Raw genomic sequence first — 14,502 nt, forward strand, 5'->3', positions numbered from 1 at the left:
ATGAAACGTTCTCATCTTTGGGTTTTAAATCCGTGCTTGCTTGCCATGCTTTCTACCTCTGCGTGGGCGGAAGAACAAAAGGAAGAAGATATTGTGGTCTCCGCCAGCCGGGCACATCGCAGCGTGGCAGAGATGGCGCAAACCACCTGGGTTATTGAGCGGGCGGAAATTGAGCAGCAGGTTCAGGGCGGGAAAGAGATTAAAGACGTGCTGGCCCAGCTGATCCCCGGCATGGACGTCAGCAGCCAGGGACGTACCAACTACGGCATGAACCTGCGCGGTCGCTCCATGATGGTGATGGTGGACGGCGTACGTCTGAACTCGTCCCGCAGCGACAGCCGCCAGCTCGACTCAATCGATCCGTTCAACATTGACCGCATCGAAGTGATCTCCGGAGCCACCTCGCTGTACGGCGGCGGCAGTACCGGCGGTCTGGTGAACATCGTCACCAAAAAAGGCCAGCCGGAGACCGAAGTGGAGTTCCAGACCGGGGCAAAAAGCGGGTTTAACAGCCATAACGACCATGATGAGAACGTATCGGCAGCGGTCAGCGGCGGCAATGACAACGCCTCTGGTCGTCTGTCGGTCTCCTATCAGCGCTACGGCGGCTGGTATGACGGCAACGGCGACGAGGTGATTATCGATAACACCCAGACCGGCTTGCAGTATTCCGACCGTATCGACGTGATGGGGACAGGCACCATTAACATCGACGATCATCAGCAGCTCCAGTTAACCACGCAGTACTACAAGAGCGAATCCGACGGCAAGCACGGCCTGTTCCTTGGGGAGAATTTCGCTGCGGTCACGGGCGATGCCAAAGCCTACAACAAAGATAACCTGAACTCTGACCGTATCCCGGGCACAGAGCGTCACCTGATTAACCTGCAATACTCGAACACCGACTTCTGGGGTCAGGATCTGGTTGCGCAGATTTACTACCGTGACGAGAGCCTGACCTACTATCCGTTCCCGACGCTGAGCAAAGGCGCGGTGACCAGCATTGGCGCTTCCCAGCAGAAAACCGATTTTTACGGCGGCAAGCTGACGCTGAACAGCAAGCCGATGGACGACCTGACCCTCACCTGGGGTGTAGACGCCGACCATGAAACGTTCGATGCCAACCAGCAGTTCTTCGACTTAAGCAAAGCGGCGGCGAGCGGCGGCATGGAGCTGGACAATGCCTACAACGTGGGCCGTTATCCGGGTTACAGCATTACCAACCTCGCGCCGTTCCTGCAAGCCAGCTATGACATTGACGCCATCACCCTGAGCGGCGGCGTGCGTTACCAGTACACCGAAAACAAGGTGGACGATTTTGTCGGCTACGCCCAGCAGCAGGCAATCGCCACGGGCAAAGCGACCTCCGCTGACGCGGTGCCGGGCGGGAAAACCGACTACAACAACTTCCTGTTTAACGCCGGGATCCTTGGACGTCTTACCGAACAGCAGCAGCTGTGGTTTAACTTCTCCCAGGGCTTCGAGATCCCGGACCTGGCGAAGTACTACGGCTCCGGCACCTATCAGCTGGTCGATGGTCACTATCGCCTGCAAAACAGCGTCAACGTGAACGACTCAACGCTGGACGGTATTAAGGTCAATGCTTACGAGCTGGGCTGGCGCTTCACCGGCGATAACCTGCGTACCCAGGTGGCGGCCTACTACTCGCTCTCGGATAAAACCATCACCATCAACAAGAGCGACATGACCATCAACCTGGAGGACGACAAACGTCGTATCTATGGGGTTGAAGGCCAGGTGGACTATTTCTTCACCGACAGCGACTGGAGCACCGGGGCGAACTTTAACGCCATCAAGTCCGAAACGCGTGAAAACGGGAAATGGGAGAAGCTGACGGTCGATAGCGCCAGCCCGTCTAAAGCCAGCGCATGGGTTAACTGGGCGCCGGGCGACTGGGCCCTGCGCGTGCAGAGCACACAAACCTTCGACGTGTCTGACGCCGACGGTAAGAAGATTGATGGCTATAACACCGTTGATTTCCTGGGCAGCTACGCCCTGCCGGTGGGCAAAGTCAGCTTCAGCGTGGAGAACCTGCTGGACAAAGACTACACCACCGCCTGGGGCCAGCGCGCACCGGGGCTGTATAGCCCAACCTACGGCGCACCGGGTCTTTATACTTATAAAGGCCGTGGACGTACCTTTGGCCTGAACTACTCCGTACTGTTCTGATCCTGCGCGCCGCCTGCGGGCGGCGCGATTTGCTGTGCAATTTGAAAGCAAATTTGCTATTAAATCATCGGTTTGCTGAAATTGTCGGCAAACGAACAAAAACGGTGTTTTCCCCTTTGACAAGGCGCACGCAGGTCGATAATATGCGCCTCGTTCACACGATTCCTCTGTAGTTCAGTCGGTAGAACGGCGGACTGTTAATCCGTATGTCACTGGTTCGAGTCCAGTCAGAGGAGCCAAATTTGAAAAGCCTGCTTTTAAAGCAGGCTTTTTGCTTTTCAGCGCATGAGAAATGCAGGACGGCGCCCGTTGCCGTTTTAGTGTTTACCCCCACCTCCTCACCTGTCCCTGTTATATATTCCACTAATAAATAGAATCATTAATATTAATAACACATAACTATCATTCATCAAATATCGATCGGCAAAAACTATTAATTACATTCCGTGTGATATTCATCACAAAACGGGATTGCTCAACGTTTATTATTTACCGCATAGCAAAAGCAAATCGTTAGACCAAGAAAAATAATCTCATCAAGAGTTAAAGTTTTTTACTTATATACCCTATGGAGGTAATTGCTTTGCCATGGAAAGACCCATCATCAAATGCATTTTTTAGCTGGCTTTACATAATATTATTTGGCGCGTGGGGAGGACTTGTCAGATATCTCCTTGACGTTAAGTCAGGCCAGTCGGGAAGAAGTTTATTTTCTGCGTTAGCACAAATTATTGTATCAGGATTTACCGGTGTACTTGCTGGGTTGATGTCACAAAGCCTTGGTTCAGTATTTCATACTTCACTTGCAGTCAGCGGTATATCAGGTGCAATGGGTGTTGTTGCTCTTAATTATTACTGGAAGAAAATCTCTGGAGATAGTAATGATAAATCATGAATTTAGTAGAAAGACTGAAAAGAACCTTAAAGGAGTACATAAAGATCTTTCGGAGGTGATGAGAAAAGCATTGAAATTATCGCCTGTTGACTTCGGTATTTCTGAAGGGGTAAGAAACCAAAAACGACAGCTTGAGCTATTAGCATTAGGAAAATCATTAACGTCTAAAAGCAGGCATTTAACGGGGCACGCCGTCGATGTATTCGCGGTCATCAACGGTACCGTTTCATGGGATTTTAAACATTATCAGACAATTGCAACGGCTGTTTTTCAGGCCGCTAAGGAGCTATCTGTTGATGTTGAGTGGGGTGGCAACTGGACGGAAATAAAGGATGGCGTTCATTTTCAGCTATCACGAAAGATGTATCCTGAATAGAACCTAACACATTTGATATGTATATTTCCGCAGAGAATGCAGCACATCGTTATTTTCCGGATGATTAACCATGTTCTTTTTACATAAAGTTTATAATAGGAGAATGAGAATACAAAATCGCTTTTAATTATCACAGCACAAAATTATCCGTCAGGCGTTTATTTACTCGTTATTTATACAGGCGATGCTTAATTGCGCTGAAAAAAAACCATATATCTTATTGAATGAAATAAAAGGAATACCATCATGACAATTACTTATATTAAAACTGAACTTGCACCAGCCGACAACCAGCTCGCTGCATACCTTTATTCTACCTCAGATACCCCGGTAAGTTATTCTTACACTGTTACAAAAAGGACGACCAGTCCAACCAGCGTAGATTTTACCTATACATCGGATCTCATTTATGGTGTTACGCAAACCATTAAAATCCCTGTTATTGGTCTTTATGCGCAATATGCAAACAGTGTGCAGGTCGTATTTAAGGATGACACGGGTACTGAAGTTTTCAATCAGCCATTTATCATCAGTACAGAAGATCAGGAATATGATACATCTGTCATCTTCCACCTCGATATTGAGCAAACCGATCCTGCACTATTTACCTCTGTATGGGGAAACAGTTGGTTAATGGAATCCACTGGCCGAGGTTATGACCAAAATGGTGACCTGCGTTTTAACTTCTTATCGGTTTATCATCTCCAGCCGCTGCGGATCCACAATGGCTACCTCTATACCGGCAGCGACGAAGATATGGCGTGGTACGGCCGTCGCTTTTTCAAAATTGATATCATGGGCAATGTCGTCCTTGAATTCGACATGCGTGATGCTGATGGCAATCACTATGCAAATACTCATGATGTAGTCTGGGACTCCGCGGGCGACATTTATATGTTTGGCACCGATAGCCCTAACCGACTAACCAACACGATGGCGCAAGATGCGCTGGTTCTGAAATTTAACGATCAGACAGGGAAAATGATTTGGGCGAAAAACTATACCAGCGAATATAGTGGTTCTCAAATTCTGAATAACAATACGCCTAATGATGTCCATTTTAACTCTCTTACATGGATTGCAAGCAGCCCAAATAACGAAGAAGCCATTATTGTCCATTCTCGCACAACGAGTACAACTTTTGGTATCTCTATCGTTGATGGCAGTATCTTGTGGGCAATCGACACAGGTAATTTCAACCCTCAGTTCCCGGCAAAACAAGCGACTATTCATATTGATAATTCGGGTATTACTCATTTTGAAAATGGTGCCCATACGGTGTGCATTACGAATAATAGTGCTTTTTCTGCCAGTATCGATCCTACCGCAGGAAAATTTGTCTTATCAGTGTTCGATAACCGATCTTGCGTAGATGAAAATGGCAACCCCGTTATTCGTCCGATAAATGACGCAGCGACGTCGGACCCCTATCAAACAGATCCAGCCCGCATTCTGTTCTATGCGGTCGACTTAGCAGCAGGCACCGCTGTTGAGATTCATGCGCCTGTTGAACTCCCAACGACGCCTATCCTCCAATGGACCGACTTTATGGGAGGCGTGTTTGATCATGGTGATTATTTCACTATTTTTACCTGCCATGCGCGCTCATTCTTTATCAGTGACGTAGACGGTAATATGGTTGCCTCTATCTATGATGTAATTTCTTTATCTGATGGCGCTCCTCAATACCCTGGGGAGGCCTACCGTGCAAGATTATTTAATGAAACGGAGCTTACTGACGTCATCACTGCGGCATCTATTTATGCAAATTAATCAAATGATGTAACAATCTGGAACAGATGCAATTGATCACTGCATATGTTAATAGGGGGTCATGTCGAGCCATGACCCCTTGATGCTATATACGAAGCGCACAGGTCATGACTTCATCGCCGAAAAGATTGAGCCATTATTCATACCTGAAGGCGCTAATGTAAATTTATCGTTATAGTCTTGCGCCAGGGAAAGTAGTATTTGCGTCACCCGCCCTGCGGATAGTTGCGCGCTGCGACTAAAATGCGTTTGTTTATATAGCCAGTTGATAAAGCACCTGCTGGCCGTTAAAGAGAGCCTTTTAGCGTTACTGCTATCCCCCCCTGTTAATGGGCAAACCATCTTACGGTTTCTTCCCTGCTCCCAAAGCTGCCACTGACTTTGCCACCAGCCATGCTGTGACGTTCTCTGAAAATTCCAGGGTATATCACTATCATTATCGTTGATTTCTTCTTCTATAAACCACATTTCACCTTGCCCCAGGCGAAACAAATTTGCCCAGGCGGTAATGACTGCTCCCCGAAGAAAGCATTCGTGTGAAATAACATGCATCTTTACCTCAGGAAAGAGGAGATTCAGTATTCGAAAATGCCCGTGAGCCGCTATCACCGGGCGCACAATCGAACCTCTGGCGTTACATTTCAGAGCCGCGCTTCCATACTGTATTTCATCGAACTGGCTCCGACGCAGAAACTGTGTCTCTCGCATATCAACGCGTTTTACAATATCAGCGTGATGCAAATCAGGCTCGATATTTCCCTTCCAGTGATAACGTAATGTTTCCCCACTTTGATGCTCAGTAAAATTAGTGGAGAGATGAATAATATTACCGCGAATCGCATCAAAACTGATCAGGACATACAATTTCTGTTCTGCAATTCTCCCCTGGAACGGTACAACCAGTGACACAGTTTCAATACGTTCTGGATACACTATTTTTCTTTGCTTTTGCTGTTTGGGTGTCCAGACTTTTTTGCAGGCGCGGCACTGAACGCGCTGTGTCCCCCGTGGGTTATAACCATAACAAATAGTTTTCGGGCAATAACATTCAGGGCAAAAATAACCGTTTTCTAAGGCATAGGCGCTTAAGCAAGAAAAAAGCCATTCATTAAATTGTTGTTCATTAAACAGAGGGGGATAACTCCCACATGCCCGGCAGTGCAATGCTGGATATCCCAGCCTGTAGTCTGGCCAACTGTAATCTTCAGATGCTGAGACTGGCAGCCCTAAATTACGGCAACCAAACGATTTACAGGTATTAATCGTAAACAGAATCAATATTAATCACCAACGATTTGAATGGGTCGGTGATTTTGCCGCATAACTCTTGCATAAGTGTGTGAGCAGGTTCGCATAAAAAATCCTTTCAGAACGTAAAGTAGCGAATCTTTATATGACTGAAAGGAACGACTTATGAAGATAAAGTTAATCGCTGCGGGTATTCTGACGACGTTACCATTTTGGGCCTGCGCTAAGGATGTCACCATCCTTTATACCAATGATCTCCATGCTCATGTAGAACCTTATAAAGTGCCATGGATTGCTGACGGCAAACGGGATATTGGTGGCTGGGCGAATATCACTACTCTGGTAAAAGAGGAAAAATCAAAAAGTAAAGCGACATGGTTTTTTGATGCAGGTGACTATTTCACTGGCCCTTATATTAGTAGCTTAACGAAGGGAAAAGCAATTATTGATATTATGAATACCATGTCGTTTGATGTTGTAACGATAGGTAATCATGAATTTGATCATGGCTGGGATAATACATTATTACAGCTAAGCCAGGCGAAATTCCCTGTCGTACAGGGCAACATATTCTATGAGAACAGCAGCAAATTATTCTGGGATAAACCTTATACCATCGTCGAAAAAGATGGCGTGAAAATTGGCGTCATTGGTTTGCACGGCGTGTTTGCCTTCAATGATACCGTCTCCGCGGCAACGCGCGTAGGCATTGAAGCGCGGGATGAAATTAAGTGGTTACAGCGCTATCTGGATGAACTGAAAGGCAAAGTCGACCTGACCGTATTGCTGGTCCATGAAGGTACACCGGCGCGTCAGTCCAGTATGGGAGGGACCGACGTACGACGTGCACTGGATAAAGATATTCAAACTGCAAGCCAGGTGAAAGGTCTGGATATTCTGATTACGGGACATGCGCATGTCGGTACGCCGGAACCGATTAAAGTTGGCAATACGCTGATCCTCTCGACCGACAGCGGCGGCATTGATGTGGGGAAACTGGTACTGGACTACACGAAGCCGCATCAGTTTACGATGAAAAATTTTGAGCTTAAAACCATTTACGCCGATGAGTGGAAGCCCGATCCGCAAACGAAACAGGTTATAGACGGCTGGAATAAGAAACTGGATAAAGTAGTTCAACAAACGGTGGCGCAGTCGCCGGTTGAGTTGACGCGCGCGTATGGTGAATCAGCCCCGCTGGGTAATCTGGCTGCGGACGCTCTACTGGTGGCTGCGGGTAAAAATACTCAGCTAGCCTTGACCAACTCGGGCGGCATTCGCAATGAGATCCCGTCGGGCGCGATTACGATGGGTGACGTCATCAGTACGTTCCCCTTCCCTAACGAGCTGGCCACGATGGATCTTACGGGTAAACAATTACGCACGTTGATGGAACATGCCGCAAGTTTAAGTAATGGCGTCTTGCAGGTTTCAAAAGGCCTGGAGGTGAAGTATGACAGCAGTAAACCAATCGGTCAGCGGGTCGTCGTATTTACCCTTAATGGCAAGCCGATTGAGGATGCGACAGTCTACCACATTGCCACTCAGAGCTTCCTTGCTGACGGCGGCGATGGTTTTACCACCTTTACCGAGGGTAAAGCGCGTAATACAACAGGCGGTTACTACGTTTCTAATGCCGTGATCGATTACTTCAAAGCGGGCAACACTATTACGGATGAGCAGCTCAACGGCATGCGCGTTGCTGATGTGAAAAAGTAAAGGTTCTTACCATACAGGCTTTTGGCGCCGCATTGGTGATGAATGCATTGAAATAAAATAAACGTTTAAGGGTTCATACCTCTACATGGACCCTTTTCAAGCTATTATTTTTTTCAAGGGAATTGATTATGAAGAAAAATATAAAGCTGAGCCTGATTACGTTATGTTGGTTCGCAACGTTAACCGCCTCAGTTCATGCAAAAGATGTAACAATTTACTATACCAACGATCTGCATGCTCATGTATCTCCTGGGAAACTACCCACCGTTGACAAAGAACGTCTGGTAGGAGGTTTTGCGAATATAGCGACCATCGTCAATGATGCTAAGAAAATAAGTAAAGATGTTTTTTTCTTTGATGCAGGTGATTACTTTACCGGGCCCTATATAAGTACCCTGACCAAAGGCGAAGCCATTATTGATATCATGAACACCATGCCCTTTGATGCTGTGTCAGTGGGAAACCACGAATTTGACTATGGCGTTGATAACATGGTTAAGCAGTTATCAAGAGCACACTTCCCCATTTTGTTAGGTAATGTTTTTTATACCAACAGTGAAAAGCCCGTCTGGAATACCCCCTGGACGGTTGTCGAAAAAGATGGCATCAAAATTGGCGTAATCGGGGTACATCAGAAATTTGCATTTTATGACACGATTGCAGCTAAGGCTTACGCTGGTTCAGAGGCGCGTGATGAAGAGCCTTATATTCAAAAAGGGCTTGATGCCTTAAAAGGTAAAGTGGATATCATCGTGCTGCTTATTCATGAAGGTACGCCAGCGCGCCAGTCAAGCTATGGAAACAAAGACGTAGCCAGAATGCTACAAGCTGATATCGATACCGCGAAGAAATTTAAGGGTATTGATGTATTAATCACAGGCCATGCCCATGTAGGGACGCCAGAACCGATTAAAGTTAATGACACTCTCATTGTTTCAACGGATGCCTATGGTACTGACATTGGTAAATTAGTATTGGATTTTAACCCTCAGACGAAGAAAATTGAGCGTTACAAAGGTGAATTAATCACTGTATTTTCTGATGAATATAAACCTGATCCAAAAGTACAGCTTAAAATTGATGAGTGGAATGCCAGTCTGAAAAAAATCACTGGCCAGGTTATTGGTTCGACAACGGCGCACTTTACGCGTTCATATGGGGAATCATCACCCGTCGGTAATTTGATAATTGATGCCATGATGGCAAAAGTGCCGGATGCCGTCGTTGGATTACAAAACAGCGGAGGGATACGTGCTGATTTCCCACAGGGAAATTTAACCTACGGCGATGTTATTACCACCTTCCCGTTTAATAATGACCTGGTTGAAATGGATCTTACCGGAAAAGATCTCACCGATTTAATGATCCATGCGACTAATCTCACCAATGGTATTTTGCAAGTATCAAAAAGCGTTCATGTTGTCTATGACAGTACAAAACCGCTGGGCAAACGTCTCATTAAATTCACTGTCAATAATCAACCCATAGATCCGACCAGGATATATCGGGTTGCTACACACTCATTTTGTGCGACAGGTGGCGATGGATTTGAAGCATTTTTAAAAGGGAAAAATATTAAAACTATTAACAGCACTACCTCTGCCGATTCAATTATTGATTATGTGAAGGCGCATAGCCCAGTTAAACCCGATCATGAAATGAGGGTGACTGATGTAAGCGCAGCAAAATGAATTAAACAAGAAGTGATTAAATACTGACATGTATTTTAAATACCACTCGCTTTTCAACATACTCCCATTAAAGGAAATACACGCATGAAAAAAATGAAATATCTTTTACCAGGCGCATTGATAATGCTCCCCTTGATTGCGTTTGCGGACTCTGGTAATAATGAATATCTATCAGACTGGTGGCATCAAAGCGTTAACATAGTCGGCAGCAACTCTACTCGCTTTGGGCCACAAAAAAGATCGGATCTCTATCCAGAATACCGTGCGTGGGCACATGTGGATTGGTTTGATTTTTACGGCTATGCGGATTTACCTAAATTTTTTGGTTTGGGAAATGACAACGACATTGGTATTTGGGACAATGGCTCGCCATTCTTTACAGAAATAGAACCACGTTTTAGCATCGATAAATTAACGGGACTCGATCTGAGCGTTGGTCCTTTTAAAGAATGGTATTTTGCTCACAACTATATCTATGATGCAGGTACTAACGAAGGACAGCGCCAAAGTACCTGGTATATGGGAATTGGGACGGATATTGATACGGGATTACCGATAACTTTATCTGCAAACATCTACGCTAAATACCAGGGGAATAATTATAACGCCGCCAACGAAAACGAATGGGATGGATATCGCTTTAAATTAAAATATGCTATTCCTTTAACTACACTGTTTGGCGGGAAGCTAAATTACGTCGGTTTCACCAATTTTGATTTTGGCTCAGACTTAAAAGACGAATCAGGTGGCGAGCAACCCTTTTACTCCCGTACTAATGATTCAATAGTTTCTACCCATATCCTCAGCTTAGTTTACTCTCACTGGAGCTATGGCGCGACCCTTCGTTATTTCTATCATGGTGGGCAATTTGAAGAAGGCAGTAAAGCATATAATAGCAAAGGACAGATCACCCGTATAGACTCTACGGGGTGGGCCTACTATTTAACTGCCGGATACACTTTTTAAATATGTCTAAAAGGAATTAGCCATTAAGAAATAAAATAATAATGCCATTCATTTATGGATGGCATTATTTTATTTAACTCGGTACACGCATCACCCAGGAAGACTTAGAGCCACTCTTACCGTTCCCGGCAGACAATGCGCCGCCGGGCAAAAACTAAATCTGATAATCAATCGCCACTTCTTCCGGCTCCATCACCTGGCGTTTGATCTCATCCACGGAAAGCCCCGCGTTGCATAGCTCAATAAAACGCCACACGTAGTTACGCTGAAGCTGTCCGCGCTTTAGCCCCAGCCAGACGGTATTCGCATCGAACAAGTGACGCGTATCCAGACGCACCAGATTTCCGGCTTCATATTCGCCGCCAGACTGCTCGGCCACCAGGCCAATCCCCAGTCCTAACTCGACGTAGGTTTTGATCACGTCGGAGTCCTGCGCGCTCAGCACCACGTCCGGGGTGAGCCCTTTACGCTTGAACGCTTCATCGATACGCGAGCGTCCGGTAATGCCCTGTCGGTAGGTGATAAGCGGCCATTTGACGATCTCTTCCAGCGTCAACGGCGAAACCTGATTCAGCGGGTGATCGGCGGGTAACAGCAGGCTGTGGTGCCAGCGGAACCACGGGAACGCCACCAGCAGCGGGTCGTTGCTCAGCCGTTCACTGGCGATACCGATATCGGCCCCGCCGTTATGCAGCAGCACCTCAATTTCCTGCGGCGTGCCCTGGATCAGTTCGAGACGTACGTCAGGGAAGATCTCACGAAATGCTTTGATAACCGTCGGAAGGCTGTAACGCGCCTGTGTATGGGTGGTGGCGATAGTCAGCACACCCGAAGCGTCGTTGGTAAAGAGATCCGCCAGCCGACGAACGTTGCTGGCCTCGTTGAGAATGCGCTCAGCGATGGTCAGCAATGCCTTGCCTGGCTCGGTCATACCCAGCAGGCGCTTGCCGCGACGGATAAAAATCTCAATGCCTAACTCCTCCTCCAGCTCGCGGATATGTCGGCTGACGCCCGACTGAGAGGTGTAAAGCATATTGGCGACTTCGGTCAGGTTGTAATCCCGCCTGGCCGCCTCACGAATAATTTTAAGTTGCTGGAAATTCACAATTCACTCCGGCGCATCTGACATAAGGCTATTGTTAGAGTCAGGCGGGCTGGAGAACAAATAATAAAAACCAGCATCTTATGCTTATTTGGAATATCAGCTGACGAGTTGCAGCTCGCGATTTTCCAGCGACGGCTTACTGACCAGAGACATCAGGATCTCTTTCACCGCCTGCGCCTGCGGTGACAGGGAGCCGCGCGCGGACATATTCAACGACAGCGGTAAGCTCATGGATGGCGTGGTGATGCGGGCCATCCAGCCGTTCGCCGCGCTGCACAGTGAACGTGCGGCAGACTCAGGCAGAACCGTTACACCCATGCCGCTGGCAATGGCGGCAGTCAGCGTGGAGATGGAATCAATCTCGCCGATAATTTTGGCCGTCAGACGGCGCAGCGAGAACGCTTCGTCAACGCGCACGCGCACGGCACTGTAGTCGCGCGGCAGGAACAGGTTCATCTCTGCCACAGCGGTTAAATCAATGCTCTGGCCGGGGCAATCACGTGTACCGACCAGGTAAAGATCTTCCTTCAGCAGCGGCTGGCTGGTGATCCCGGCAACCGGGGAGCGATCGTACAGCACCGCCATATCCAGCTGACCGTTGAGCAGTTTGTCATTGAGCACGGAACCACTGTTCTCATGCAGATAAACCAGCACTTCCGGTAGCTCCGCGCGCACTGCCTGAAGCAGCGGCATGGTGACAGACGATGCGGCCGTTCCCGGCGCCAGCCCGATGGAGACATGGCCACTCAGGGTCTGACCCACATTGTGCACGGCAAGCTGCGCCTGTTCACACTGACGCAGGATCGTGCGGGCATGGGTATATAAAATTTTTCCCGCTTCGGTAGGCGTTACGCCGCGCTTGGTGCGGATCAACAGTTGCTGGTCCATTTCGCCTTCCAGAGTCGCGACCTGCTGGCTCAGCGCAGGCTGCGCGATATGCAGCACTTCAGCCGCCTGGGTCAGGCTGCCGATATCGACGATTTTTACGAAGTATTTCAGTCGTCTTAAGTTCATGTTGCCCCCTGTTCGAAAATAGCGTGCCGGTAACGGCTGTGTTGTTAAACAGGTTTTGCAATATGGATGCCAGTTTTTTGCAGCGGGTGTATGTCGCTGCTAAGCGGCTGAAAATAAGGAAAGCCAATCACTGGTGCCTGTTTTGAGACGGGGACAACGGTTTCCGATCTGCCCCATTCGGGGTATATCTGCACAATAATGGTGCATTCCGTTGGCAAAAACGTCACTTTGCTGGTTTTGTCAGCAAACAGTTCAAAGTCGGCGATCCATCCTTTGACAAGGCGTACGCAGGTCGATAATATGCGCCCCGTTCACACGATTCCTCTGTAGTTCAGTCGGTAGAACGGCGGACTGTTAATCCGTATGTCACTGGTTCGAGTCCAGTCAGAGGAGCCAAATTTGAAAAGCCTGCTTTTAAAGCAGGCTTTTTGCTTTTCTGCGTTCGGTCAGTTTGTCGGGTGGCGCTGCGCTTACCCGACCTACATTCTGCGTTCGGTAAAATTGTCGGGTGGCGCTGCGCTTACCCGACCTACATTCTGCGTTCGGTAAAATTGTCGGGTGGCGGCTTCGCCTTACCCGACCTACGGTCCTGTAGGCCCGGTAAGCGCAGCGCCACCGGGCATAGCAAGCTTCACCGGCATCCCCGACCGCCGTTCCAGCTCAGCGCCCGCCCCTTCACTTATTAGCTGCGTCCTTTGTGCGGCTGAAATGGGCAGCGGCACCTTATTTGTCGATTCAAATTCCGCGCGATTGCGTGACAGCGGCTCGTGAACCTCTACCCAACGGCTACCGTCCGGCTCGGTGGTCACCTTTAAGGGCTGATCGATAAGCTGTACCCGCGTCCCCACCGAAACATTATCGAACAGGTATTTAATATCGTTATTACGCAGGCGAATGCAGCCCTGGCTGACGCGCAGACCAATGCCGAAATTTGAATTGGTACCGTGGATCGCGTACAGCCTGCCGATATAGAGGGCATACAGCCCCATCGGATTATCCGGCCCGGCGGGAACGAACGCGGGCAATGTTTTCCCCTCTTTCGCGTAAGCGCGTCGCGTATTTGGCGTGGGTGACCAGGTTGGGCCTTCTTGTTTGCGCTCAACGGCGGTTACCCAGTTACGCGGCGTTTCGCGCCCGGCCTGACCGATGCCAATAGGCAGCACCTCAACCGTGTTGCTGCCGGGTGGATAATAGTAAAGTCGCATTTCCGCGACGTTCACCACAATCCCCTCGCGCACCGTTGGCGGCAAAATAAGCTGCTGCGGTACCACCAACTGTGTTCCGGCTCGCGGTAAAAACGGATCCACCCCCGGGTTGGCTTCCAGCATATTGCTCAACCCCTGCCCGTGCTGCGCTGCAAACGCTTCGAGCGGCAGAGTATTGCCGTCAGGCACGGTGATGGTGATCGGCGCCCCCACCAGACGGCTGCCCTCGGGAGGGAGGGGGTAGGTTACAGCAGATGCAGCGGGAACCAGAATACCAAGCGTAAAAAAGAACGAGGCAAATCGAATCATAGTGTTCTGTA

The 14,502-nt window shown here is 48.4% G+C and carries 11 protein-coding genes and 2 tRNA genes; 9 read left to right on the forward strand and 4 right to left on the reverse strand.

Going from position 1 to position 14,502, the window contains the following annotated elements; genetic code table 11:
- From O1721_RS18225 to O1721_RS18245, 5 genes are all read left to right on the forward strand, one after another.
- Positions 1–2,190: a TonB-dependent siderophore receptor gene (locus tag O1721_RS18225; protein ID WP_032648831.1), complete on the forward strand. Its 2,190-nt coding sequence runs from the start codon at positions 1–3 to the stop codon at positions 2,188–2,190.
- 163 nt (positions 2,191–2,353) lie between these two features.
- Positions 2,354–2,429, forward strand: a tRNA-Asn gene (locus O1721_RS18230).
- Between the two features lie 329 nt (positions 2,430–2,758).
- Positions 2,759–3,085 (forward strand): phage holin family protein, encoded by a 327-nt coding sequence (locus tag O1721_RS18235; protein WP_017693121.1) that lies wholly within the window; start codon positions 2,759–2,761, stop codon positions 3,083–3,085.
- Positions 3,072–3,461, forward strand: a complete 390-nt coding sequence (locus O1721_RS18240; protein WP_017693120.1) for a M15 family metallopeptidase — start codon at positions 3,072–3,074, stop codon at positions 3,459–3,461. The genes O1721_RS18235 and O1721_RS18240 overlap by 14 nt, the downstream gene beginning before the upstream one ends.
- A gap of 246 nt (positions 3,462–3,707) precedes the next feature.
- Positions 3,708–5,234 carry an aryl-sulfate sulfotransferase gene (locus tag O1721_RS18245; RefSeq protein WP_479953280.1) on the forward strand — a complete coding sequence of 509 codons (1,527 nt, stop codon included), beginning with the start codon at positions 3,708–3,710 and terminating at the stop codon, positions 5,232–5,234.
- A 105-nt stretch (positions 5,235–5,339) separates the two neighbouring features.
- Here O1721_RS18245 and O1721_RS18250 read toward each other — a convergent pair whose 3' ends face one another.
- The gene (locus O1721_RS18250; protein ID WP_085939390.1) at positions 5,340–6,515 is read right to left on the reverse strand and encodes a cytoplasmic protein; all 1,176 of its coding nucleotides are present in this window, start codon (positions 6,513–6,515) and stop codon (positions 5,340–5,342) included.
- A gap of 132 nt (positions 6,516–6,647) precedes the next feature.
- Here O1721_RS18250 and O1721_RS18255 point away from each other — a divergent pair, with 132 nt between their 5' ends.
- The 3 genes from O1721_RS18255 (at position 6,648) to O1721_RS18265 (ending at position 10,858) form a co-directional block, all read left to right on the forward strand.
- Positions 6,648–8,201, forward strand: coding sequence for a bifunctional metallophosphatase/5'-nucleotidase (locus O1721_RS18255; protein WP_032648835.1), 1,554 nt, complete (start codon positions 6,648–6,650; stop codon positions 8,199–8,201).
- Positions 8,202–8,329: 128 nt separating this feature from the next.
- On the forward strand, positions 8,330–9,892 hold the full coding sequence (locus O1721_RS18260) for a bifunctional metallophosphatase/5'-nucleotidase (protein WP_032648836.1): 1,563 nt from the start codon (positions 8,330–8,332) through the stop codon (positions 9,890–9,892).
- 84 nt (positions 9,893–9,976) lie between these two features.
- Positions 9,977–10,858 (forward strand): nucleoside-specific channel-forming protein Tsx, encoded by an 882-nt coding sequence (locus O1721_RS18265; protein WP_032648838.1) that lies wholly within the window; start codon positions 9,977–9,979, stop codon positions 10,856–10,858.
- A gap of 154 nt (positions 10,859–11,012) precedes the next feature.
- Here O1721_RS18265 and cbl read toward each other — a convergent pair whose 3' ends face one another.
- Both cbl and nac read right to left on the reverse strand, forming a co-directional pair.
- Entirely contained in the window at positions 11,013–11,963 is a 951-nt protein-coding gene (gene cbl / locus O1721_RS18270; RefSeq protein ID WP_003859532.1) for an HTH-type transcriptional regulator Cbl, read from the reverse strand.
- A gap of 96 nt (positions 11,964–12,059) precedes the next feature.
- Entirely contained in the window at positions 12,060–12,977 is a 918-nt protein-coding gene (gene nac, locus O1721_RS18275; protein ID WP_003859531.1) for a nitrogen assimilation transcriptional regulator NAC, read from the reverse strand.
- A gap of 320 nt (positions 12,978–13,297) precedes the next feature.
- Between nac and O1721_RS18280 the strand changes: the two genes are divergently transcribed.
- Positions 13,298–13,373: transfer RNA gene (locus O1721_RS18280), tRNA-Asn, on the forward strand.
- 185 nt (positions 13,374–13,558) lie between these two features.
- Here the strand turns inward: O1721_RS18280 and ldtA are convergent.
- Positions 13,559–14,491, reverse strand: a complete 933-nt coding sequence (ldtA, locus tag O1721_RS18285; RefSeq protein ID WP_032648840.1) for a L,D-transpeptidase — start codon at positions 14,489–14,491, stop codon at positions 13,559–13,561.
- Positions 14,492–14,502: the final 11 nt, after the last annotated feature.

Source organism: Enterobacter cloacae complex sp. HYC033_NIDB (assembly GCF_056673335.1).